The organism is Paenibacillus sp. QJM3NY_38 (assembly GCF_056173265.1).
Window position 1 is genome coordinate 1220819 of the sequence record NZ_CM149665.1, and the last position, 25330, is coordinate 1246148.

Below are 25330 nucleotides of genomic sequence, written 5' to 3' on the forward strand. Positions count from 1 at the left end.
ACTTCTTTTGATGAGAATAAATATTAATTGCTGAATGATATGGAGGTATATATGTATAGCATTCATGGTGCTAAAGCAGAAAAAATAGAATCAGTTACTTTTATGGAGCTAGATATGGTGGAAAGTGACTTGGAGGAAATTTTAAGAAACAGTGTTTTTATGTTATGCGATGAAGAGGAATCTATGCTCATTGTGGGAAGACAGGTTAAAAACGAAAGGAATGGAAGAAGTGATTTAACTGCTATCGATAACAATGGTAACGTTGTTTTGATAGAGATCAAAAGAGACCGCAGAGATATTGAGAACCGAAAAGAAGCTTTCGAATTCCAGGCCATTCGTTATGCAGCTAGTTACGCTACTATTAAATCTACAGATGAGCTAGTTAAAAAGGTATACGCTCCTTATATTGAAAAATACCGAAATGAATACGAAACAAGCGAGTTAACTTCATATGAACTTGGCATCAGGAAGTTAAATGAGTTTTTAGAAAGAAACGGTGCAGTAAGCTCCTTTAACAACAAACAAAGAATAATATTGGTAGCATCAGAATTCGATGATCAAACTCTTTCTGCCGTAGCCTGGTTAAATAGCAATAATGTTGATATTAGTTGTTTTAGGTTGGTTCCATACAAAATTAATAGTGCCATATATATAAACGCAGAAAAGTTACTTCCTGTTGCGGACCATGATGACTATTATATTAATTTTTTAGATAGGTCATTTCCCGCCGTCATCAAAACCAAGAAGGACATCACTAGAAGAAGTCTGCCTAAGATCGAAGCTATGCTCACCTGGGGAGTGGTAAGAGAGGGAGATACTATCGTAGCTAAAGGTAAGGGCGATGAGGCTATTCTTCTATCGAATGGAAATGTGAATGTAGATGGTCAGGAGTTATCCATGCAGACCTGGCTAAAAGAACTTTTTGGATGGTCAAGTGTTCAAACTTATGTTTTTGCTATACATAAGGAAAGTGGCAAAACGTTGTCACAAATACGTGAAGACTATATGTTGCAGGTGGGAATTGAAGATTGAAGAGACAAGGTACGGCATATTACTATGCCTGCCTTTTTAATTGCATGTCTAACATGAGAACACCAAAAAAATAATCCATTGGAATTATGAGAGTATAGAAGGGGATGGTAAATCTCTGTCGAATGATGTATATATTAGGAATATTATCATAGGAGATTAGAACTATGTCTGATAAACTGTTTCGTTGGTTCAAAATTATCTATGCCATCCAAGCAAGGCCGGGGATCAGCGCCAAGGAATTGGCGGAACGGTGTGAAGCCGAGGAAAGAACGATATACCGTGATTTACGTTCGCTAGATGTGCTGGCGCCGATTACCAACGAAGGGTATGGCAAGGGCTATACGTTTGCTGGGGATTTTGCCATGTTCCCATTCAATTGGACGCAGCAGGAGGCACTGGTCTTCTCCATGCTTCCTTCCTTTGTCGATCAGAGCAACATGCCGCCGGGATTCGAAACGGCATACGATAAGGTTATGGCGTCACATTTTCGGCAGAAGAAGCGGGATCGCGAAATCCTCAAACATGTCACGGATATTATTCAAATGGGTTCTCCTGCATATAGGGAGGATGCGCCCAACTATCTATATCAAGTCATTCAGGCCATTGTTGAAGAAAAGACGATCACCGTCGTTTACCATACACAGAGCCGAAACCAACAAACGGAACGAGAGATCGATCCATATTACCTCGTCCCGAGGGATCAACGATTCTATCTGATCGGCTATTGCCATCAGGCAAAGGATATTCGGACCTTCCGTCTGAGTCGTTTCCGCTCTATGGAGATGACCAACCACACTTTTGAGCGCGGGGATTTTAACCTGAAGAATTATATGAAGAACACGTGGTCGATTGAACGCGGCGAAGAACAAATCCATTTCAAAGTGAAATTCTCGCCAGACGTCGCTCGTTACATCAAGGAAGAGGAAATGTTCGTCAGACCAAAAATGAAGGATTTGCCAGATGGCGGATTGCTATTCGAGGTCACCTTGAATCACGACAGGGAATTTATGAATTGGGTAAGTCAATACGGACCGGATGCTGAGATTTTGGCCCCAGTGTCTTATCGGGACCGGATGAAGGAGCGGCTTGAACAATGGCGCAAGCTGTATGAGCAAGAGTAAGGAACGGCACTATTGTGCCATTCCCAGCATTTCCGCCAATTTACTGAATGGGTGGTTCTCCTCCGAGCCTGTGGAATATACCATTTCCGAGACGTATAGCTGATCTTCCGCGGCATTATTGGTAACCAATTGAATGTTAGGGAAGATGGACAAAAAGATTTTGGCCGTGTTATAGGCATCATCGGTTGCTCGATGCGGTTCCCCGATGAATGGAAGCTGCAGAAGATCAAGAGCCCGCTTCAATCCGAATCTCTGTCGATGATCCGATTGATGAAGCCGAGTAAACGCTAGCTGGATGTCGTTATAATTTTGAAGCCAATCTAAGGAGATCTCATGGTATCGGCAATGCTGCATGAGTTGATATTTATCATCCATCCCCCATGCACATAGGTAATAAGGTGTCACGCCGATCCACTTTTGAAATGCCTTTAACGCTTCAGAAAATGACGGTGCTTGATCGACTTGATCCTGCGTAATTCCCGTAAAGGGTGTCGTTTCCGGTGTTAATTTATACTGTCTTGATGGCTTTACATAGGAATGAAACACATCGGTCATGACTAGTGTTCCTTCTCGCTCGGTCATTTTAATCGCACCGATTTCGATAATGTCGGCAAGATGCTGATGTTTACGAACCACCATGAATTCAAGATCGAAGATGATATAAGTTGGCATTGGAATGCTCCTCTCTGCATTGGTTGTTATTAGTTTAGCAGGGGGGAGTGGCTGGGGTTGTCAGGGAATAGGTGTTCGGTATGAGGGAGATATAATGTTCTCTAAGAGAATACGCAAAGAGAGATTAGGTTTACAAATTGTACTATCGTTCTCACAACGAATTACCGAAAAATGAAACAGGAAGAGAACATTGGGCGTGATTGATTTGATTCTCTCTATATTAGAAGGAAGGGGATTGGAATTCAGATATACTTGGTTATCTATACAAATTAATAGTCACATGAGTGCATAGAGGAAATGCTTACGTAAATTAGTATTTATATATTACGACTTCGCTCTTGGCGGAGCCTTTTTTATTTATTAGAGAAAATATTCTGGAGGTTTTTTATGGCGGCCTTTCTTACATCGTCTCTGTTTTATTCATGTTATATAGGACTAATGATTTTGATTTTCGCGGTAAGCTGGTTCTTTGTGCTCCGCCCCTATTCTAATAGTAATAAAGCTGCTGCATCTATTAACGCAAAATTAACTGAGTTAGTAGAGATTCAGAATGTATCTGAAAAATTTCAGCTATTTAACGACTGGGTAGTACAAAGTGAAAACCGTTATATTAAGAAGAGTTTCCTTCCGGCATGGAACAGTTATTACCAAAAATACATGTTCTACCAGCGGAAAGGGATCTCCTATACACCTGATATTTACGATTTTTTCTTCGAGGAATCGTTAGTTCATAACTTTGGAAAGCGTAAATTTGCAGAAATTGTAGCAGGAATTTTCTTATCCATGGGAATCGTGGGCACTTTTATTGGCATTGCATTTGGCGTTTCGGGACTCCATGTAGATGGGAACTCTGAAGTTATGCAAGCTGGCATTGGAGTGCTCCTCACAGGAATGAAAGTCAAATTCGCTTCCTCCATAGCTGGAGTTGTTTTGTCATTATTTTGGCAATTGTTAGACAAAGGTACTTACTATCCAGGGCTTTCGCGTTCCTTTTCCGATATTCGAAAAAATCTGGATGAAGCTTTCCCTACTCAAGATCAAAGTACTCTTTTGTATAGTATGGACCAACGCCAGGAAAAGCAAATGCAGGATTTTCAATCCTTCCTATCTGAAATACTAATCCCTAATATGGTCAACGGTGTGGCAGATTCAATACAGAAATCACTTGCCCCACAAATGGAACAGACACAACAAATGATGTCTGACCTGATGCAGACGACCACCGTAAATCAGGCCCAGGGAATGCAGCAAATGATCGACCAGTTTGTAACTCAACTTAACGAATTGACTGGGGACCATATGAAAAACCTTGGAGACGCCTTAAATTCAACTATCGAATGGCAGCAGAAGGTTCATGCAGAAATGGGAGCTCTTGTTCAATCCATGCAAGAATCAGCCTCAAGCCAGTCGGCAATGGTGGATAAAACTACAGGATTGACCGAACAGATCCATAGTTATACCGAGAGGATCACGGATTATCAGTCGGTTCTTGAGAAGACGGTTGCGGAGTTAAATGCTACAACCGAGAAGAACAGCGAACTCCAAAGCATCACTACAGAGCTGCTGGATAAAATGATGGAAGAACGCAAGCTATTTAACGAGTACTTTAATAGTCACATGAGTACACTTAAAGAAAACGTAGGGGCAATCGTTAATCAGACAGGACTTCAGGTTTCGCTCCAACAGCGATTCGAAGAGAATTTGCAGCGAATCTCTAATATCACACAAAGTCAGCAAACATTGGCGGTTACGTTGTCACAACAGGCTGATTTGAGCCAAAGGTCGAATCAAGAATTGGAGTTGATCTTTGATAAATTTACTCATAACAACTCTGAATTTATTCATATCCAAGATGATCTGAGATCCTTAATAAGAGATATTCAGCAAGAACGTAAAGAAATGGATGGTATATCGAGCAGAGTCCAAACCACATTGACAGAACAATTAACTGACATGGATGTAAGAGTCGAACAATTAAGATTGGTGTGGGAATCTGCCAGCGAATCTATGGCAAAGACGAACAAGCATCTCGAAACTTCAATGAACCAATTTGCTGATGATATGCACCGCGGGCTTCAAAATACTTTCACCCAATTTGATCAGGAATTAACTAAATCGGTACAGCATCTAGCCAGTGGAGTTGATGCGATTCAGGAAGGGTTAATCGATTTGCCTGATACCATGCAGACATTAAAACAAGCAGTGAATGAGATGAATCGCCAATCAAAACGGATATTGAATCCGGTAACTTCAGAATAAGGTGTTGATATTTTTTGGCTAGAGGATTCCGAAATGAAAGGCATATGTCCCGATCTCACGAGGCGGAGAAAGAAAGTTTCTGGGTCTCGTATACCGATTTAATGTCCGCTTTGCTTGTTATTTTTGCTTTGGTCTTGATGATTACCATCTTTAATACACAATCGGCATATGAGGAAAAAGAAGCAGCTATAAACGAGAAAAACCAAATGATAGAGGAAGTCGTCGGAGTAAAATCAGAGATTATTCAGGAATTGATTAAGGCATTTAAGGATTCAGATCTAGCCATGGAGGTAGACCCACAGACAGGAGCAATCCGTTTTTCGGGAGGAGTCTTTTTTGAATCGAACAGTAGTGAAGTATCTCCCACTGGTAGGAAATACCTAGAGGAGTTTATTCCTCAGTATATTAATATTCTTCTCTCAGATCGATTTAGGAATGAAATCTCTCAAATCATTGTAGAAGGACATACGGATACGGCAGGAGGGTATCTGTACAATTTACAATTATCCCAAGATCGTGCTCTTTCGGTAGTGCAGCAGATCTTTCAACCAACCTTCCCAAACTTCAAATATAGGGGCGATTTGAAATTCGTCATTACTGCAAATGGAAGATCGTTCAGTATACCGATTTTGAAAGCTGACGGGAAGATTGACGCTAATAAATCCCGAAGAGTAGAGTTTAAGTTCCGTTTGAAGGATGATCAGTTGTTGGATCAACTACAGGGGTTGGGTGAAAAAAATGGAAATTAATCAGTACTTTTATCTATTCTCATTTAAACCTCAACTGTTAATGGATGAAAGAATTCGAGTTGAACGTAAATTTAAGAACAAGGCAGTTGATATCATTAAACGCAGAGGGAAGATGCTCCTGCCTAAGCTTCTCGAATTAATACGTTCTACGCCAATCGAAAAAATTGAAGAATTGGCACAAAGCCTAAAGAAAATGGAAGTATTATTACTTATTTACGATGACTATCCATTCCCCAATGAGAATCAGGAAACCGTACTGAAAATTAATCGAATTCTTACTTCGCGTTATTCGATAGAGGTAGGTAAAACGGCATGGACTATCTTTCAACATCAATTTGAAGAAGTTTTGTTGCAAGATCTATTACGCGGAGTTTATCATGTCGATCGTTTTGGGTTTCTGTTACTGGATGACCGATTACAGGAGCGGATGGAACATGCCGTTTGCCATAAAGGTGGTATGGTGCAGGGATTGACTTCTATGGTGTTATCAATGGATATGAAAACCAAAGATATCTTCGACAAGTTAAAGGTAGAGGAAGAATCTAAGCTGGAAGCAACTCTAATGAAAAATGTACTGGAACAAGGTTTGGCTACAGATGAATTGATTAAACGAGATGGTACTGAATTTATCGTGAGGTTGCTCGATAAATATCCGATGGATGAATATAAGCTTCTTATTAGAATTTATCTGGAAGCACGGAAGTTTAATCAATTTCACGCTAATCTCATCCAGCAAGCAGTAGATCGACTAAGAGATCCTAGAGAACGAATAACCGATTGGGAGTTTTTGAGTGATGAGGCTCTTGAAGAAGTCAAGCGTTGGCTAATCCAGAAGAAACTCCAAATCATTTTTAAAGATGACCAAGACAATAAACGCCTTAACTATTGGAAGAGATTTATCGACTATATGCAGGATGTTGAATTGATTCAGGATCCGATGATCGCTTTTATTTATTTTGATAAGTTTGTTGTTGTCGAATATGGTCAGATGGGGGCCGCATACTTCTATCATCGTGAAGGATTTGACCAAATTATCCATCCGATCAGTACTTCCTATTCCTTTAAAAACAGTCGAAGTCGGACAAATAAAGAAGCAATGCTTAAAGTACCTGAAAGAACAAGAAAAGGTATTCCTCTGTATATTGATAAGTTAGGTCATCACGGCAGGAATTGGGCGGATAAGTTCGACTATTACATGAGGTATTACCTAGACGGAGTATTTTAATAAGGGGTAAGGTACATGGCAGGAATATTTGGTTTTATAAATAAACGGCGTAAGAATGCTTCTTCATCAGATCTAAATATTAAAATTGAAAAAACGTTTGTCTCGCATGGTCTTTTATATAGCATTATACGAGAAGGTCAGTACCTACAGTTTCCATTAAACCTTCGGATATCCGAACTCAGGCAGTTGAATAATGCCGAATTGCTTGAAACTTTGGAGGATTTATGGTTCGAAGGTTATTTGGAACCTGAGGAATCAGGCTTTGTCCTCACGACCGATAAGCTTCAAGAAATTCCGCAGGAGCTACAGGAACGATTGGGGCTGCCCCGACCCACCAAGCTCAACATGAGGCTTGGTCATGAAAGTGCCGTAGGAACTCCGCATTTCAAGTTTGTGTTGGAAAAGAATTTTGAGTCCTGGGAGCACTTAGAACGAACAGCGAAGTTTATTGGACCATGGATTGTTCTCCCTGATCAACAAGTGTTGCTAATGGATGAAGAGCAGTACCGATTTCAGCATCTTATAGATGAAGCTCCTAATGCCATGGATAAGGAACGGATTTTTGCATACGTTGCTGAAGTGCGAAACACTGCTATACGCCATGATTATCCGATGGACGATTATCTGCGGCATCAGGAGTATCTGTTTGTAGATCAGTTGGATATTGAGTTGAATTATGATCAAACGGCTATTACACTCAGTCCACACTATGGCTCTTCAGACGATATATCTCCAGATTTATTGAGCAACATGAGTGCTTTGTCTACTCGCTATGCAGTTGATGATAACAATCGGAAAGTGTTAGTCAAATCTTCTATAGTGGAAGAAGCAAACCGCATTCAGCAGCTTCCCCCTGTTACAGGTTCAGATATTCCAAAGTTTATTGAAAATCCTGAGGCGTTTCTTCCAGAAATAGAAGGACTTGATTTATCACGGTTTGGGGAACGCGTGAAGTCTCTTGGCATCCGAGTATATCGAGCACAGCCTTTCGTTCACGCAACGGAACAAGAGAGAGGTTGGTTCGAACTGGATTTTGGATTTGCGGCTCAGGATGAGAACGGAGAAGTTCATCAAACTTGGGAAGCATCCGAAATGCAGACGTTAATTACGAAAGCACAAGAGAATGGTGAAGAGTTCATTGAATGGAACGGTTTCTGGCTAAGGCTGCCTAAAGATGCTGAACAATTTGTAGGTCGTTCGGAAACAGTGAAGCGAGAGTTGTTAGGTGAAGGTAGTCTTGTAGATGTCACTAAACTTCCTTATGTCTTAGAGATTTACGATAATATTAGCCAATTGGAATTCAATCAGCCTATATTGAAGGCTCAGCAGGAGATGCAGGATCTAGGCATATTTACCGAACAGCCGCCTGCCTCCTTCACAGCGACCCTAAAACCGTTTCAAACGGACGGTTATGTCTGGATGAAATCGTTGCATTATCGGAAGCTTGGGGGACTGCTCGCGGATGATATGGGGCTTGGCAAAACCATTCAAGTTATTTCCTTCTTGTCGTATTTACAGGAAATTGGATGCCTAACGCCGACGCTAGTTGTCGTGCCAAAGACGCTTATGGATAACTGGGAGAAAGAAGTAAGGAAATTTGCTCCTTCATTACTGCAATCCCTATACCTTCACCGTGGTACGCAGCGATTAAAGGATGCAGAAGACTTGAAGCGCATTGGTATCACGGTTACCACTTATCATACGTTAGCGAAGGACCAGTTGATATTTGGACAGGTGGATTGGCAGGCTGTTATTTGTGATGAAGCGCAGGCTATCAAGAATCCTTCGACAGCGGCCTCTAAGGTACTCAAGGCTATGAAATCGAAGTTCAGGTTAGCCATGACCGGAACCCCGGTAGAGAACGGATTAAGTGAACTGTGGTCTATTATGGATTATGTACAGCCAGGGTTGCTAGGAAGCCTTAGTCAGTTTAAAGAAGAGTTTGTGAACAAGTTAGATGGGGAATCGCGTGATTCAGAAGATGAGAAGAAACTGCTGGCTCGTATATCCATGGTATACAAACGCCGTACAAAATCGGAGGAATTAGGCGACCAGCTTCCTCCGAAGCAGTCGATCATTGCAGAGGTACCATTGGGACCAGAACAATCTAAACTTTATGCAGAGGCTCTTACTTTAGTTCGTAATAAGGCTATGGATGGATTGCAGGCTATACAAAAACTAAAGGCGCTAAGTTCACACCCTGGGTTAGTAGCTGAGCAATTTATAAACGTTCCATATGACCAAGTACCCAAACTGCATGAAACGATAAACATCATCCGTAAAGTGCAAGAAAAAGGTGAGAAGGTTCTTATTTTTACAGAGTACATCAAAATGCAGGAGATCCTTCGCTCAGTGGTTCGTGATTGTTTCGATATAAATCCGATGATTATCAATGGAATGACGGATCGGAGACAGGAACAGGTAGACAGGTTTAATAGTACCTCAGGATTTGATGTGATGCTTCTTTCTCCTAGAGCCGCTGGTACGGGACTAACCATTACTTCTGCCAATCATGTCATTCACTATACACGATGGTGGAATCCTGCTGTTGAGAACCAAGCGACAGATCGAGCCTACCGTATAGGGCAGGATAAGCCAGTATACGTCTATTATCCGATAGTAGCAGATACGAAAGGATTGACGAAAAAGGGAACGGTTGAAGAGATTGTTCATCAGCTGCTGACAGACAAGCAGGAAATGGCTTCATCTGTAATTGTCTCGAGCAGAAAGATGAATATTGAGGAAGAGGTATTGAAGGGGTTGTAAAATCAAGGTTTGGGGCTGGAAAGTCATACATGGATATAATCAATCTGATCTCCAAGAAGTTATTGCCGAAAGTTGCGTTACGGTGTCGGACCGAATTAAAGCCGAACTGAAAATTGCGCAACTGCACTATCAATTTGACATGGTTGAATCTAAAATTCGGAAGCATACGGTTAAGACGAAGGCAGGATCAGTTGCCGAGTTTCCATTCTCACAAGAAGGAAGAATTTATTTTAGAAGGCAGATCATGTGATACATGTATACTGATTAAACCGTACAAAATCTGAACAACCATTTGTTATAGAGTGGCTGCAAAATTCACTATGAATCTTGTATATATCGGCTTATATACGTGGTTCTCTCAATTTATTTTTTGCAGAATACTCTCGAAGTCATGTAGAAATTTAATAAGACAGATAAAAATTTTCACATCTTAAGATCGTGAGGGATTTCAACTATGGATAAAGATATATCACATGAGTTAGATTCACTGAAACAATCCTTAGGCTTACTGATGAACCGGGTAGAAGCTTTAGAAAAAAAACTTGTGGAAGGTGAATCCCAAAGCTTCACGGAACCTCAGCCTTCCTTGATTACCCTATATATAGATTGTGATAATGCCATATTCAAAGAAGGGCTTCGCCCAAGTGCGATTGATTTTCTACGATGGAGTATGGCGAACCTCAATTGTTATCTTATTACTTCATTGGAACAAAAGGAGTTCAAATATCATTGCGAAAATAGCAATGCCTGCGACTTATATAATGGCATAACATATTTAAATTCGAAAGAATACAAATCCAAAGCGGATATCGTTGATATTTATGATGATTTTTATTGCATTACGACAAACAAGTATCCGGAAAGCTTAACTGACCTCAGTGACACACACTACAATGACCGGGTTATTAAGATCAACAAAATGCCGTTTGATCAGATAAGAGAAAAGATTAGAAGTAACATTAATTCCAGAATAGACGAAAAATTAAGCATGGTCGCAGCACAGAATGCTGAAGTTTTTTCCTTATTCAAATCAGGCGGATATTTAGGCGGTAAAGGCGGCAGAGGATGGACCTTTGAACATCAAAAAAATAAAAGGAATGAGCTATCCATTGATTTTCTAAGCAGAACAGATTTCATTGTTGAGTGGTCGTTGCAAAGAAAGGATAAGGATGATTGGGTGAAAGAATCCAAGGTGTTACTGAGTACAAACACTTATATGGAGTTTCTGACACAGATTGATCTTTTGCCAAACATGTTAACCGAAATCAATCAACAATTATTAAACAAATAAAGAGTGATGATATGAACGACTTGATAACTGGCATGACTACGACCGACATTTCTACTGACTTAGCGCTGGAGTACACGCCTAAGAGACCGTTACGGCTCCATCAGATGATTACCTTTAATTTGCTGCTTCAAAAAGACAGCTTCTTAATAGCGGATCAGGAGGGTGTCGGGAAAACCCCGCCGATCCTGTGCAGTCACGAGGCTAAAATAAAGCATGGCAAGGCTGGGATGGGGCTATATATCACTAAAGCATCCCTAATCTACGATGTATATAATCAGGCTCAAAAATTCACCAACCTTAGAGTAGCTGTCGTGGCGGGCCATTTGAATAAACGATTCGATATGTACAATGATATGGAAAGAGGACGGGTAGATTTAGCTGTTGTATCTTATGAAATGTTTAGACAGGATTTTCAGCAGTTTTATAATGTCCATCTAGTGAGCCCGTTCAGTATTGTATACTTGGACGAAGCCCATAAAATACGCAATGTCCAAACGGAAGTGGCTTATTGGATTCATCAAATAGATACACCGCAACGGTATGCGATAACGGCAACTCCGATTATTAACAATATTGTTGACTGTTTCAATATTCTGAGCTGGATAAGAGCCATTCCCTATACGTATGAACAGTTTTTAGCCCGTTATTGCGAAATGTCCCGATCTGGCCGTATAACCGGCTATAGAAACACAAATGAAGTGAAACAAACGTTGCAAAACAACATGCTTAGAAGATTGAAACAAGATGTTCTTCATGACTTGCCGCCTGTATCGAGCCACAATCTATATGTGGAGCTTACAGCCGCGCAAAAGAAGTTATACAAAATGATTGAGGCGGCGGATGAAAACCACGTGTTTGCCAACCTGGATTTTGAGGATATATCCACCGAATACGTAAAGTACACCCGATTGTCCCAGATCGCGGAATCCACAGAAATTGTCGGCGGCGACAAAGGTAAAAAGGGTTCCTCAAAGTTATCTGAACTTGAGATTCTGTTGGAGGAAATCGTCCTACGTGGTGAGAAGGCGGTAGTTTTCTCCCGTTCCAAGAAATTTACCTATGTGATGGCGAGTCATTTTTCGAAGTACAATCCAGCAGTCGTCACTGGGGATATTTCCTCTTACGCTGAGGGATCGAAAACCGTGTCGGATCGTCAACTCGAAGTGGATAAATTCCAAGAGGACGAGTCATGTAAGGTGATCTTCTGCGTTTCGGCAGCCGGCAGAGAAGGCTTGACATTGACATCGGCCTCCAATCTCATATTCACTTCGAAAGATTTTAGCCCAGCCTTTGTCTCCCAGGCCATAGGCCGGGTCTGGAGAATGGGCGCTCAAGTTCACCAATCAATTAATGTATATTCTATCCTCGCGTTAGATACGGTAGATCTTGCCTTGGAGGAACTGCTTGGAGAAAAACAATACGTGATTCAAGACATGGTAGAGAAAAAATAATAATTCCACGTTTTGTAAAGAAGAGAAACATCATTCTATGGTGTTTCTATTTTTAGTATTGTAATACTAAATATCGTTGTGGTATAGTTTACCTATAAACAGTAGGTACAAAGTAGGTGATTCATTGATCGAAGACTTTTGGAACATATGTCTGAATCATGACATCAAATCGCGTGATCAACTGCTTCGGGAAGCGATACGCGTTATAAAGATGAAGCAATACATAGAGCAAGTACCTGCCTTGGAACGGACAGAGCTTGAGAATAATCCGACAAAGCTGTTCGAACGGATGCAGGATAGGATCGGAACAATCGAGCTGGGACATTTTCCTGGGGATCGAGAGTTGTTATACAGACTGTATCATACGGGAAAAGAACTAGACCTGGCAGAATATGGGTTGAAAACGATTCGGCAGGATCGGGTGATTGCTTCCTTACAGGTGCATTCGAGTATTTTTCAAGCCTTTAAGAAAACTGCTGATGGACTGAAAGAGCAGCGTTGGTTAATCGTGGAGGCCGAAAAGTTCATGGAGGGGCTGGCACGATATATGCCGCCTCCAAACGTAAAGCTAACCCTCCTGACAGAAAATTATATTATCGGCCGGCTGTTGAAGACGTATTTCGCTGGAAACGAGCAAATTCAGATTCTGCAGGGGTCAATCTATCAACCGTTGCCGCTGCCAGATTCCTATGATGCTATTCTGGCCGTGCCCAATTTCGGGTTAAAGCTTGATGATGAGGCGGCCGGGGTCCGGGAAGCGGAAGGAGCTGCACTTCAGCATCTGGCTCCATTACTAACGCCGGGAGGCAGCCTTACAGCAATTCTACCAGCGCGGATGATGTTCCAATCGGGAGCAATCGGGGATTGGCGTAAAAGAATGAACGAGCTGATCCCTGTCGGGGCTGTTTATACCCTGCCTGAAGGCTTGTTTAGACCGTATACCTCTGTAAAAACGTATCTTGTGACGTTCTGCAGGGGACAGCAGCCGGAGAACATACGAATTGGCCGTTATGTGTTAAAGGATACGATGTTGGAGGAAGAGCAGGAGGTTCAGCTGAAGGCCGCCGCTTTCCAGCAGCTTGATGATTGGCGAATCGAACTCCTGCTGGAGCAGAACAGCGATACGTTGGCAGCTTTTCAGCAGGCAGCCATTCCCAAAATCAAGCTGAAAGTGGTCGCGGATATTTTCAGGGGGAAATCGATCCTGAAACAGGATCTGCGTCCGGGCCCGATTGGGGTTCTGAATATTTCCAATCTTGAGGATGGGGAAGTTAAGCTCGAGCAATTGGAGACGATTGAGGAAGAACAGCGGAAGGTAAGACGATATGAAGTCCTTCCTGGAGATTTGGTCATGACGTGCAGAGGCACGCAAACGAAGCTGGCTGTATTTCCAAATTATTCGCCGATGGTTATCGCTTCAGCCAATATGATCGTGATTCGCTTCCAAGAACAAGTGGACAGCATGTATGCGAAAATTTTTTTGGAAAGTCCAGTAGGTATGGCTCTGATCCAGAGTTTTCAGCGCGGTACAACCGTGATGAACCTGAATCCGGCGGATGTCGGAGAGATTGAGATTCCCCTTCTTCCGTTAGAGAAGCAGCTAGCGATCAGCGAAGCGTATAGGAAAGAGAAACAGCTGTATTCGGAAACGATTCAAGCGGCTTCCCGGCGCTGGGAAGCGCAGCGGGAACAGATTTATTCAACATTATATTGAGGAAACAAATTAAGGGGGAAATTGCAGCATGGCAACAGCAAACATTGGATTCGAAGAGAAGCTGTGGACAATGGCGGACAAGCTAAGAGGCAGCATGGATTCTGCGGAATACAAGCACGTAGCGCTTGGCCTGTTGTTCTTAAAATATGTATCGGATGCGTTCGAGGAGAAATACGCGGAGCTCGAGCTAGAGCCTTATGCGGATGCTGAAGATCGCGACGAATATGTTGCGGCCAATATTTTCTGGGTACCGAAGGAAGCACGTTGGAGCCATATTCAGGCGAATGCCAAGAAACCGGAAATCGGCCAGATTATCGATAACGCCATGATTCTGATTGAGAAGGAAAACCCTTCTTTAAAAGGCGTCCTGCCGAAGGATTTTGCCCGTCCGGCTTTGGACAAGACTCGTCTTGGGGAAGTTATTGATGTCTTCTCCTTTAAGGTAGGGGACAAAGAGAGCCGTTCCAAAGATGTACTTGGCCGGGTGTATGAATATTTCCTGAGCAAGTTCGCCAGTGCAGAGGGCAAGAACGGGGGCGAGTTTTATACGCCTTCCAGCGTAGTGCGTCTGCTGGTTGAAATGATTGAACCTTATAAAGGAAGGATCTATGACCCTTGCTGTGGTTCAGGCGGTATGTTTGTACAAAGTGAGAAGTTTGTGGAAGAGCATCAGGGGAAAGTAGGCGATATCGCTGTATATGGACAGGAGTCTAATCCTACCACATGGCGTCTATGCAAAATGAACCTAGCAATCCGCGGCATTGACAGCAATCTCGGTGAATATAATGCCGACACGTTCCATAACGATCTACATAAAAACTTGAAGGCCGATTACATTCTCGCGAATCCGCCATTTAATATCAGCGACTGGGGCGGTCAGCGACTGACGGAAGATGCGCGCTGGCAGTACGGAATTCCGCCGGCAGGCAATGCCAACTATGCATGGATTGAGCATATCGTTTCCAAGCTGGCACCGAGCGGCGTAGCTGGGTTTGTTTTGGCGAACGGCTCGATGTCTACGAGCACAACCAGTGAGCTTGAAATCCGCAGCAGGCTTGTAGATGCCGATTTAGTCGATTGCATCGTTACGTTGCCGGGTCAGCTGTTCTATTCGACACAGATCCCGGTATGCCTGTGGTTTATGGCGAAGAACAAAGCGCCACGTGGTCTGGGCGACCGCCGCGGCGAAATTTTGTTCATCGACGCTCGTAAAATGGGCCACATGGTGGACCGTACCCATAAGGAATTAAGCACGGAAGATATGCGGAAAATCGCCGATACGTATCATGCGTGGCGCGGGCAGACAGAAGCCGGGCAATACGAGGATGTAAAAGGCTTCTGCAAGGCTGCAAAAGCTGACAGAGGTGCAGGAGCATGAGTATATTTTGACCCCAGGACGTTATGTAGGGATTGAGGATGCGGAAGAAGACAGTGAACCGTTTGAGGATAAAATGATGCGCCTGACAAGTGAACTGGCTGAGCAGTTCGCGAAATCTCGTCAATTGGAGGATGAGATTCGGAAGCAGTTGGGGGGGATTGGGTATGATTTTTGAGAAGGATTGGAATGAGAAGCCACTAATAAATTTGACTAGTTTGATTTCGCGAGGAATTACCCCTTCTTATACGGATGAAGAAGGAATACCGGTAATCAACCAAAAGTGCATTAGAAATGGAAAAGTGTCCATGGAGTATATAAAATACACGGATCCTTTTAAACGGAAAGTACCGGAAGAAAAATTAATAAAAAAATATGATATTCTGGTCAACTCTACGGGAGTGGGAACTCTTGGGAGGGTTGCCCAAGTTAATGATTTAACTGGAAACTACACAGTTGATTCTCACGTAACTATTATTCGTCCATCAAGTGACGTTAACCCTATATACCTTGGTTACTTTTTAAAATCAAAACAGAATGTTATTGAATCTATGGGCGAGGGGTCAACTGGACAAACCGAGTTATCCAGAAAAAGACTAGGTGAAGAATTAATTGTTAAGCTTCCTACATTAAACGAGCAGACCCAAATTTCCGACATTCTTAGTCCAATCGACGAAAAAATTGAACTCAACAACGCCATCAACAAAAACCTCGAAGAAATGGCCCAAGCTCTATTTAAACGCTGGTTTATTGATTTTGAATTTCCAAATCAGAATGGTGAACCTTACAAGTCTAGCGGGGGAGAGTTTGAGGAAAGTGAGTTGGGGGCGATTCCGAAGGGGTGGAAGGTTGGTGTTGCTACCGAGGTTTTCGATGTAGCTAGTGGTGGCACACCTAAGACAGGGAAAGCTGAATTCTGGAACGGTGATATACCTTTTTTCACTCCTAAAGATAGCACCAATTCTTTTTTTGTGATTAATACAGAAAAGTATATTACTGATGAGGGATTAGCAAATTGTAATAGCAAGCTGTATCCGCCTAATACAATATTTATAACAGCCAGAGGTACAGTAGGAAAGATTATGCTAGCTGGACGCCCTATGGCAATGAACCAGTCTTGTTACGCATTGATAGCTAAAGAGGGGCATAATCAAAACTTTGCATTTTTCTTTATCAAATCGCTAGTTGATATTCTTAAACAAAACGCATCTGGAGCTGTCTTCGACGCGATAACAGTGAATACTTTTAAAAATTTGAAATCTATTATTCCCCCAGTACTTTTAGCGTCAAACTTTAATCATATGATTGAAAGTGTTCAAAATAAAATATTGGCTAATATTAATGAAATTAATAATCTATCTGCAATTCGCGACACCCTTCTCCCCAAACTCATGTTTGGAGAGATTCGGGTTCCAATAGACGAGCAGGAACTTACGTCCAGCATTGAATAACTTATAAACAAATTACTTACCAGCCTATCAACCAGCTTAGGAGGTGTGCCGTGTACATTACATCTTATGCAGAGAGCGACCTGGAGCAAGCGGCGATTGAATGGTTTGAAGAATTGAATTACAACAAGGCATACGGGCCGGAGATTTCCCCGGAAGGGGAATATCCGGAGCGTATGTTCTATACCGATGTCATCTTGGCTGACCGGTTACGGGATGCCCTGACCCGAATTAATCCTGGCGTGCCGCGAGATGCGATTGAGGAAGCCATCCGCATCGTCGAGGTGCCGCAAAGCCCCAGCTTGCTAGTGAATAACCGGGCTTTCCAACGGATGATCACCGATGGGATTGACGCGGAATACCGCACACCGGCAGGGGAGAACCGCACGGCCAAGGTGTGGCTGTTCGCCACGGAGCCTGAACGGGTGGAGGAGAACGATTTTCTCGTCGTGAACCAGTTTACAGTCGTGGAAAACGGCGAGAAACGTCCTGATGTCGTGGTGTTTGTGAACGGCATTCCACTTGTCGTGATGGAGCTCAAGAGTGCCTCGAACGAAGAAGTAGGTATAAGCGAAGCATACAACCAGGTACAAACTTACAAGAGCAGCATACCTTCTCTTTTTACATACAACTCGTTTATGGTTATTAGTGATGGAGTGAACGCTCGAGCGGGCACGCTGACTGCCGATGCAGAGCGATTTATGATGTGGCGGACGATCGACGGCAGTGATGTGGCGCCCACTTCTGTTCCTCAACTTGAAGTCCTAATCAAGGGCATGTTTGAGAAAAAGCGACTCATGGACATCTTTAAGCATTTTGTTCTGTTTCAAACAGACGGTGAGAAAGTAACCAAAATTTTAGCTGGATATCATCAGTTTCATGCGACTAACAAAGCGATAGCAAGCACTGAGCGAGCTACCGAAACTGAAGGGGATCGGAAAATCGGTGTAGTCTGGCATACGCAAGGTTCGGGAAAGAGCTTGTCCATGGTGTTTTATGCTGGCAAGCTCGTCCTCACCATGGATAATCCGACGATTGTGGTAGTAACCGACCGGAACGATCTGGATGAGCAGCTATTTACAACCTTCAGCAAATCGCAGGATTTGCTGCGGCAGACACCGAAGCAGGCAGCAGACCGCAAGCATTTGCGGGAACTGCTGGCAGTCGAATCTGGAGGCATTATTTTTACGACGGTTCATAAATTCAGCACTGAGGATGACGAAGATACGTATCCGGAACTGACCGGACGTAAGAACGTTATCGTCATGGCGGACGAAGCGCATCGTAGCCAATACGGTTTCCAGGCGGAGATGGTGGCTAACGAGAAGACAGGCGAAGCCGACGTGAAGTACGGATATGCCAAATATATGCGCGATGCGCTACCAAATGCGTCTTACATCGGGTTTACGGGGACGCCTGTGGAATTGAGCGACAAGAATACCCCTGCTGTTTTTGGCGATTACATTGACATCTATGATATGACCCGGGCAGTGGAAGACGGTACGACGGTCAAAATTTATTATGAAAGCCGCGTAGCTCGGCTGAACTTGTCCGAGGCTGAACGTCCGATTATCGACAGCGCTTATGAAGAGATTACGGAATATCAGGAGGTTACCCAGAAGGAACGCTTGAAGTCCAAATGGGCTCGGCTGGAGGCACTCGCCGGTTCGGAGAAGCGAATCAAGGCCATTGCGAATGATATGGTTGCCCACTATGAACAGCGGCAGCAGGGCATGTTCGGCAAGGCGATGATCGTGGTCATGTCCCGTCGAATTGCCATTGATCTGTATAAGGCGATTGTTGAACTCCGCCCAGATTGGCACAGCGATGATGACAGCGAGGGTAAGATCAAGATCGTGATGACCGGCACTTCAAGCGACCCTGAAGAGTGGCAGCAATATATCGGCACGAAGCGGCGACGCGAGTATTTCGCCAAACGGATGAAGGACTTGAACGATCCGCTGCAGATCGTCATTGTGCGCGATATGTGGCTAACTGGCTTTGATGTTCCATCCATGAGTACGATGTACATCGACAAGCCGATGAAAGGACACAATCTGATGCAGGCGATTGCCCGGGTCAACCGGGTCTTCCGGGATAAGCCGGGTGGTCTGATTGTCGATTACATTGGGATTGCCGATATGCTGAAATCTGCGCTGCAGCAGTATACAGAGAATGACCGCAAAACCGCCGGTATCGATACGGATCAGGCAATTGATTACATGCTGGAACGGCTTGATTTGATACATGATCTCCTTCATGGACATGATTACAGTAAATACAATTCACCTAAAGCTTCCGAGCGCATGCAGGCTATTGTGGAGACTGTAGATGCGGTACTTGGACTCGGTGAAGAAGGTAAGCGAAATTTTACGAATTGGGTTACGGAACTATCCAGAGCCTATGCCTTGTGTGCGACTACGCCTGAGGCTGAAGCGGTCAATGTAGAGATTGGTTTTTTGAAGGCTGTTAAATCCGGGATCATCAAGCTGATTACTATGGAGAATCGGAAGAAGACAACCGCTGAGCTGGATGCTGAATTAAATCAATTGATCTCCAAGTCTATTATCTCTGAGGAAGTCGTTGATATCTTGGAAGCAGCAGGTTTGCAAAAGCCGAACATCGCCATTCTGTCCGATGAATTCCTTGAAAGCGTTCGCGGTCTCAAGCAGAAGAATCTGGCGGTCGAGCTGCTGCGTCGTCTTCTTCAGGGCAAAGTGAAGTCTTTTGAAAAAGTGAGTGTGGTTCAATCCCGCAAGTTCTCGGAAATGCTCGACGAATCGATTCGTAAATACAACAACCGTACGATTGAGACGGCGCAAATTATTGAAGAGCTAATTCAGATGGCCAAAGAAGTGAATAAGGCCGTCAAACGCGGTGAGGATATGGGGATGATCGCGGAGGAGTTGGCTTTCTATGATGCGCTCGCTTCCAACGAATCGGCTAAGGAATTGATGGGTGACCTGATGCTGAAACAAATCGCTCATGAACTGACGCAGTCGATCAAAAATAATATTACCGTAGACTGGACGCTGCGGCAGAATGTACGGGCCCAGATGAAGGTGACGGTCAAACGGCTTTTGAAGAAATACGGGTACCCGCCGGATTTGGAACAGCTGGCGATTGATATGGTTCTCAAGCAGGCAGAAGTCATGAGCTTGTCGGCTTCGCAAGAGTTTCGATATTAAGGGGAATGACAATGGAAGCATCAAACTTTGCATTTTTAAGGGAGTTACATCCGGAATTAGCCTCCCTTGCCGAGCAGGCGGAGGGAAGCATTTGGCTGAATCCGCGCGGTACGCTTATGCAGGGGAGATTATTTGGAGAGATACTGGCTACGACCATATCTACTCAGGAAAAAGTGGAACCGGTCTATTCAATTAAACAAATTGACCGTCTGCATAAGTTGGCGCGAGAGGGATTATTAACAGAAGAGATTCGTAATAAATTCGAATGGCTCCGGATGAACGGTAACGCTGCTGCTCATAGCAGCAGCGAAGTTCACTCTGACTTGGCTTTAACCGCACACAGAAACATGTTCGAGTTATCTGCATGGTTCGTGGAGTTGTACGGCTCTGTAGATTCCGAGGTGCCTTCCTATCAAATGCCGATTCAGCAGGCGCATACTAATCACCAGATTGAACAGCCTCCAGTTCTGGATACCGGCCTTGTAGAAAAAGTGATCTCCGACCAATTGGAAGCTAGGTTGCTGCCTACCTTGGATGAGAAGTTCCGCTCGATCGAAGAAGCACTCCAACGCATTGCGGAAACTCGGACTGCCGCTACAGCAGAAGTCGTAAACAGCCCTGAGCGTTCAGTAAAGGGGTCAGATAATGAAGTACAATCCGTGGGCGTTACCATGGCTCCTCCCTCTTCTGATCAAATAGAAATTGCTGATGAGCTTAACAGTAAAAACTTAACTGTGATCGATAAACGGCCGTTTGGTGGAGCTCTATGGGTTGTTGGCGGCTGGGAGTTGAAAGAAGCGCTTGGTACATGGAACGATCAGGGGATCTATTTCCGTTTTGCCAAGAATGGAAGTCAGTCCACGAAACGTAAGCCGGCCTGGTTCATGTTAGGGAAGGATCCGTCGGCCCAACGGTGGGTTACTATTTCACAACCACAACCTATCGAAGAAGTGTGTGTGACCCAAGCGGATATATTCATTGAAACAGTACCTCAAACCAGGGAGAGTGCGACGAATGACACAGATGCTGTCTCTTTAGAAATGAGTCCCCCATCGACTACATCAACGTCGCCCGTTGAAGAAGAAGTCGACAAGACAAATGTAAACACGACAGGGCAAACCGTCATTGTAGTCGATAAGGAAAAGGACACCCCTCAAGAAGAAATGGTTAGGATTCCTGAACGATTGTTTGATCAGGATTTAAGAGGGTTTGCTTCTGATCGATTGGTAGCAATATCTGAGTCTCTAGGAATTATCAAGTTTGGCGAGTGGAATGAAACACGGTTGCTTGAGCTATATGAACAACAACCCAAACTTCTTCATGATGTCATGGTGCAATTGTGGTTTTTCGGGTTTCAATTTGAGGGGAAACTAGGCAGATTCGTCAAATTACAGCATGATCCAAACGGTGAGTATTTAGGGAGAATACATGATGAAAGTAATCTGGCAGATATTCTAACCCCTGATGTTTGTCGTTTGCTTGGCCGTTTTGGGATCATCTCCCCCCATCAACTTAGCGGTCTCCCTGTTTCTTCGTTGGCGTGGTTACTTCGAGGGCGTCATGCGGAAACGGTTGAGTGTATTCGGAAGTTAGAGCAGCATTCGGAACACACAGATTTCCCCAATTCCACGGATCAACTTCATAAGGTCTTTAGACTAAATGGCGAACAGATTGGGATATCAGAACAGATCTGCGCCTTGCGGATAGATGAACTTCAATTTAATGGATGCAATGCTTTGCTAAATGGAATTCAACAAGACTGGAATATTCAATACGTCAAAGATTTGCCGGAAGTGCTAAATATTTTACCTTCCAAAATAAAAGGTGTGGGGTCCACGGCGTTATCTAAATTTTTTGAGCAATTAAAGCAGTTAGGGAAGAATGGAGATTTTTTCACTCTTGGTGAAGAAGTTGTTGTGCAGCCAATCGATCGTGCAAAACCAGTCAGGATAGAGGGCAAATTTTATTGGCGGAATGAAGAAACACCTGTTGCTGAGGTAGAGTATCAGGTAGCTATAGACAGTTCCTTTTTTTCGGGTGTTAACAAACTATTGTCTGTGATACTTAACGCAGGGATAGAGACCATTGGACAACTTCCAAGTCATCTTGAACAACTATTGGAATATCCAGGTGTTGGTGCAACAGCGGTTGACAAGTTCCATGGCCAGCTAGTTCAAATGTTATCTCAGCATAGATTGCGGGAGAAGGAGAATCTTGAATGGAACTCAAAGAGTCCTGAAGCAAGGATCGAAGATGCAATTGAGCAAATCGGGCTAACATGGCAAGGGTGGCTTCAGGGGAAGGATAAGACCAGGGGAAGTGAGAGAGATCTGGAACTCATGCGGTATCGATGGAACGCTATTAGAGAGGGTAAGAAAGCTACCTTGGAAGAGATGGGCCAGAATTTTGGGTTGACGCGTGAACGAGTTAGACAGATCTTGATCAAACAGATAGATAAGTTGCAGAAAGATGTAAAGCTTATTGAGGCTGCAATTAGAACAGCTTGTGAACCCTTAAATGGTTTCTTTAAATATCCGTTACAACCTAGGGAATCTTTCATCCATTATATGATTAACGAAACATTAGAACGATCTGGGGTTAACTATCTGGAGTCGTACGGCTGGTGGACCGAAAGGACGACGGAGGAGATTCAGAATCTCCAGCAAGAAATACATAGACTGTTAAAGGAAACATGTAAAGGCACGCTAATTACAAACAATATGCTAGAGGAGAAGTTGGCGTCCATTCCTTCTAGATTCGTCCTACCCAACGAATTAATTTATTTACTTTCAAGTTCTTTTTTAAGAAGATGCGATCAAGGATATTGGTTAGCCAATAGCAGTAAAGCCGACATTGTTGAGATGGTACTAAGAAGCTATCCAACTGGGGTTGAAATCTATAAGAAGGCTTATGAATTAATGGAAAAGGCAAATGCTATTTGGCCAGATTCATTTTGTAAAGATCGGGAAATTACATCTATATTCAACAGAGATGAATTTGCGGACACGGCGTATTTATGGGGCCGCGGCACGTATATTCATTATTCTTTCGTTGTACCCGATATAGAATTACTTAAAGAGATAGCAGCAGCTGCTGAGAAACTTCTTGAAGTGCGCAGTCCCATTTCAGTAGGAAGGTTGTATTCGCAGTTTGAGGAAGCTCTGAATCGATCAAATGTTCCTAATGAGTATGCGCTGTACACATTGTTAAGAAAACACGCTTCTTCAACATTACAGTTACGCAAATTTCCTCATATTTGGCATGAGAAAGATAGTTTCCAGATCAATAACTCGGAAATGATCAAGAGTTATATACGTGAGATGAATCGTCCGGTTACCCGTGAGGAAATCATGCAGGAATTTGTAGAACGGAGAGGGTGGAAGAAATTCACCATCGAATATAATCTTTCCTCAGATACGGATTATGTTCGTGTAGATTATGGTATTGTCGCACTACGGGAATTTTATTTTCTGGGTCGGGATGATTTCAATAAATTATTCAATAAACTCTCCACATTGTTAGAATCTCGCCCTATTATCCATATCAAATTATTGTTCGAAGAAATGAAAGAATACTGCAAGTCCCTTGATATCCAGTCGGATTCCCTTCTATATGATTTAATGCAAGCTTATACGGATACGGAAACTAAGTTTATCCGATATCCGTTTGTCGTTCGAGCTGGGCAAGAAATTGAGGACGTGAGCATGCAAAATTTAACCGAACAATATATATTGGAACAGGGATTAGAGGTTCCCCGGGAGCAGGTGTGGCAATGGTTGACCGACGAGTTGGGCGCTCGGCAGGAAACCTTAGATGGTGTATTATTTAATTCGAAAAATATATTCTATTACACACGGGGGCAGTACGGAGAGTATATTCATCGCGATAATTTAGGTTGGGATGATGCAAAAGAACAGCAGCTGATCAATATGGTGTTCCATAAGCTTCAAGAGGCCGATATCAAAGGGCAACCGTATATATTAGCGGAGCAGATCTTAATTGCTGATGGTTTGCCTACTCTAGAAAATGATGTGGAGTGGACGGAAGACCTCATTATTGATGTGTTGAAGAAAGGCAAAAAGGTTGGCTTAATAGGTTCTTATGATTCCATCATTATTTCGATTGAAGACTCCGTAATTCAACGTGAAAGTGACTTTGTAGCTTATATTCTAGATAAAGAATTTGATGGTCAAGCCCCGGCGAGAGATTTACATCGTAGATTAGCCGAACTAAGATATTCTCAGGATGGACAGCTGCTTTATAACACATTGACGGATATTGAAAATGAGGTTGGACGTCTAAGAAAAGACGGGGATAAATACATTCTCATTTAAATTAAAAGTTCTTAAAGAGTTATGTCATTTAACGGCCATGGTTAATTTGCCATGGCCGTTTTCTTTTTGAAAGATCAATACTTTTAAATAATCGGTATCTTTCGTTCCAGAACAAACATTCGCTGACACTCTGTTGCTACTTTCCTACTATATATTATTTATAAAAATGATTAACCCCTTACTAAGGAGGAAGCAATGATTAAATTCAATACTTTTTACATATTTATGTTAATTACATGCATGACAATGTTATTCACTATGGATTTATCAACTTTATCTTTGATATTTGTTTTTTAACTATTGCGATATGTGTATTAAGCATCGTTTTGAACATTAAAAGAAGAAGGTAGCAGAAAAACAAAGTAGGAGGCAACTCTTCTGTAACCTGAAAAACAGAAAATCTGTCTTAAGGGGGATTCATTTGAAATATGGAAAGGAAGGTTCACTTCGTTTAAGTTCTGCTATTATCATGTTTGCTGTAGCCGTAGTTATAGAGAATGTAGGGGCTAGATCATTTATTCTGATAGTTGGTGGATATGCATTGATTTCAGGAATCGTGTGGTTGAAGAGAGTTGCAAAGTAGCTGGCTATGCGAACTTATAATTCGATAACAATATTCGGTCTGGGGGTTAGGGTATTATTAGTAAGGAATATATACCATGCCGTTCTGGGATAACTCCTAAGGTATTGTTTCACTTGATAAAC

The 25330-nt window shown here is 42.9% G+C and carries 14 protein-coding genes and 1 pseudogene; 14 read left to right on the forward strand and 1 reads right to left on the reverse strand.

Features of this window, described 5'->3' with window-relative positions:
* Window positions 1–51 precede the first annotated feature (51 nt).
* Window positions 52–1032 (forward strand): hypothetical protein, encoded by a 981-nt coding sequence (locus tag AC0VZ8_RS05340; protein WP_475486262.1) that lies wholly within the window; start codon window positions 52–54, stop codon window positions 1030–1032.
* 164 nt (window positions 1033–1196) lie between these two features.
* Complete coding sequence (locus AC0VZ8_RS05345) at window positions 1197–2153, forward strand: helix-turn-helix transcriptional regulator (protein WP_475486263.1); 957 nt, start codon at window positions 1197–1199, stop codon at window positions 2151–2153.
* 9 nt (window positions 2154–2162) lie between these two features.
* Here AC0VZ8_RS05345 and AC0VZ8_RS05350 read toward each other — a convergent pair whose 3' ends face one another.
* Complete coding sequence (locus AC0VZ8_RS05350; RefSeq protein WP_475486264.1) at window positions 2163–2825, reverse strand: 3'-5' exonuclease; 663 nt, start codon at window positions 2823–2825, stop codon at window positions 2163–2165.
* A gap of 387 nt (window positions 2826–3212) precedes the next feature.
* Between AC0VZ8_RS05350 and AC0VZ8_RS05355 the strand changes: the two genes are divergently transcribed.
* From AC0VZ8_RS05355 to AC0VZ8_RS05410, 12 genes and pseudogenes are all read left to right on the forward strand, one after another.
* Window positions 3213–5084 (forward strand): hypothetical protein, encoded by a 1872-nt coding sequence (locus AC0VZ8_RS05355; protein ID WP_475486265.1) that lies wholly within the window; start codon window positions 3213–3215, stop codon window positions 5082–5084.
* Window positions 5085–5098: 14 nt separating this feature from the next.
* Window positions 5099–5833, forward strand: a complete 735-nt coding sequence (locus AC0VZ8_RS05360) for an OmpA/MotB family protein (RefSeq protein WP_475486266.1) — start codon at window positions 5099–5101, stop codon at window positions 5831–5833.
* Window positions 5823–7058 carry a hypothetical protein gene (locus tag AC0VZ8_RS05365; protein WP_475486267.1) on the forward strand — a complete coding sequence of 412 codons (1236 nt, stop codon included), beginning with the start codon at window positions 5823–5825 and terminating at the stop codon, window positions 7056–7058. Before AC0VZ8_RS05360 ends, AC0VZ8_RS05365 begins: the two co-directional genes overlap by 11 nt.
* A gap of 15 nt (window positions 7059–7073) precedes the next feature.
* Complete coding sequence (locus tag AC0VZ8_RS05370) at window positions 7074–9824, forward strand: DEAD/DEAH box helicase (protein ID WP_475486268.1); 2751 nt, start codon at window positions 7074–7076, stop codon at window positions 9822–9824.
* Between the two features lie 454 nt (window positions 9825–10278).
* Window positions 10279–11115 (forward strand): hypothetical protein, encoded by an 837-nt coding sequence (locus tag AC0VZ8_RS05375; RefSeq protein ID WP_475486269.1) that lies wholly within the window; start codon window positions 10279–10281, stop codon window positions 11113–11115.
* Window positions 11116–11126: 11 nt separating this feature from the next.
* On the forward strand, window positions 11127–12566 hold the full coding sequence (locus AC0VZ8_RS05380) for a DEAD/DEAH box helicase (protein WP_475486270.1): 1440 nt from the start codon (window positions 11127–11129) through the stop codon (window positions 12564–12566).
* 124 nt (window positions 12567–12690) lie between these two features.
* Window positions 12691–14280, forward strand: coding sequence for an N-6 DNA methylase (locus tag AC0VZ8_RS05385; protein WP_475486271.1), 1590 nt, complete (start codon window positions 12691–12693; stop codon window positions 14278–14280).
* 28 nt (window positions 14281–14308) lie between these two features.
* Window positions 14309–15833: pseudogene (locus tag AC0VZ8_RS05390) on the forward strand (class I SAM-dependent DNA methyltransferase).
* Window positions 15823–17106, forward strand: coding sequence for a restriction endonuclease subunit S (locus AC0VZ8_RS05395; protein ID WP_475486272.1), 1284 nt, complete (start codon window positions 15823–15825; stop codon window positions 17104–17106). Before AC0VZ8_RS05390 ends, AC0VZ8_RS05395 begins: the two are co-directional and overlap by 11 nt.
* 56 nt (window positions 17107–17162) lie before the next feature.
* Window positions 17163–20291: a type I restriction endonuclease subunit R gene (locus AC0VZ8_RS05400; protein WP_475487642.1), complete on the forward strand. Its 3129-nt coding sequence runs from the start codon at window positions 17163–17165 to the stop codon at window positions 20289–20291.
* An 11-nt stretch (window positions 20292–20302) separates the two neighbouring features.
* Entirely contained in the window at window positions 20303–24625 is a 4323-nt protein-coding gene (locus tag AC0VZ8_RS05405; RefSeq protein ID WP_475486273.1) for a sigma factor-like helix-turn-helix DNA-binding protein, read from the forward strand.
* 421 nt (window positions 24626–25046) lie between these two features.
* Entirely contained in the window at window positions 25047–25208 is a 162-nt protein-coding gene (locus tag AC0VZ8_RS05410; RefSeq protein ID WP_475486274.1) for a hypothetical protein, read from the forward strand.
* Window positions 25209–25330: the final 122 nt, after the last annotated feature.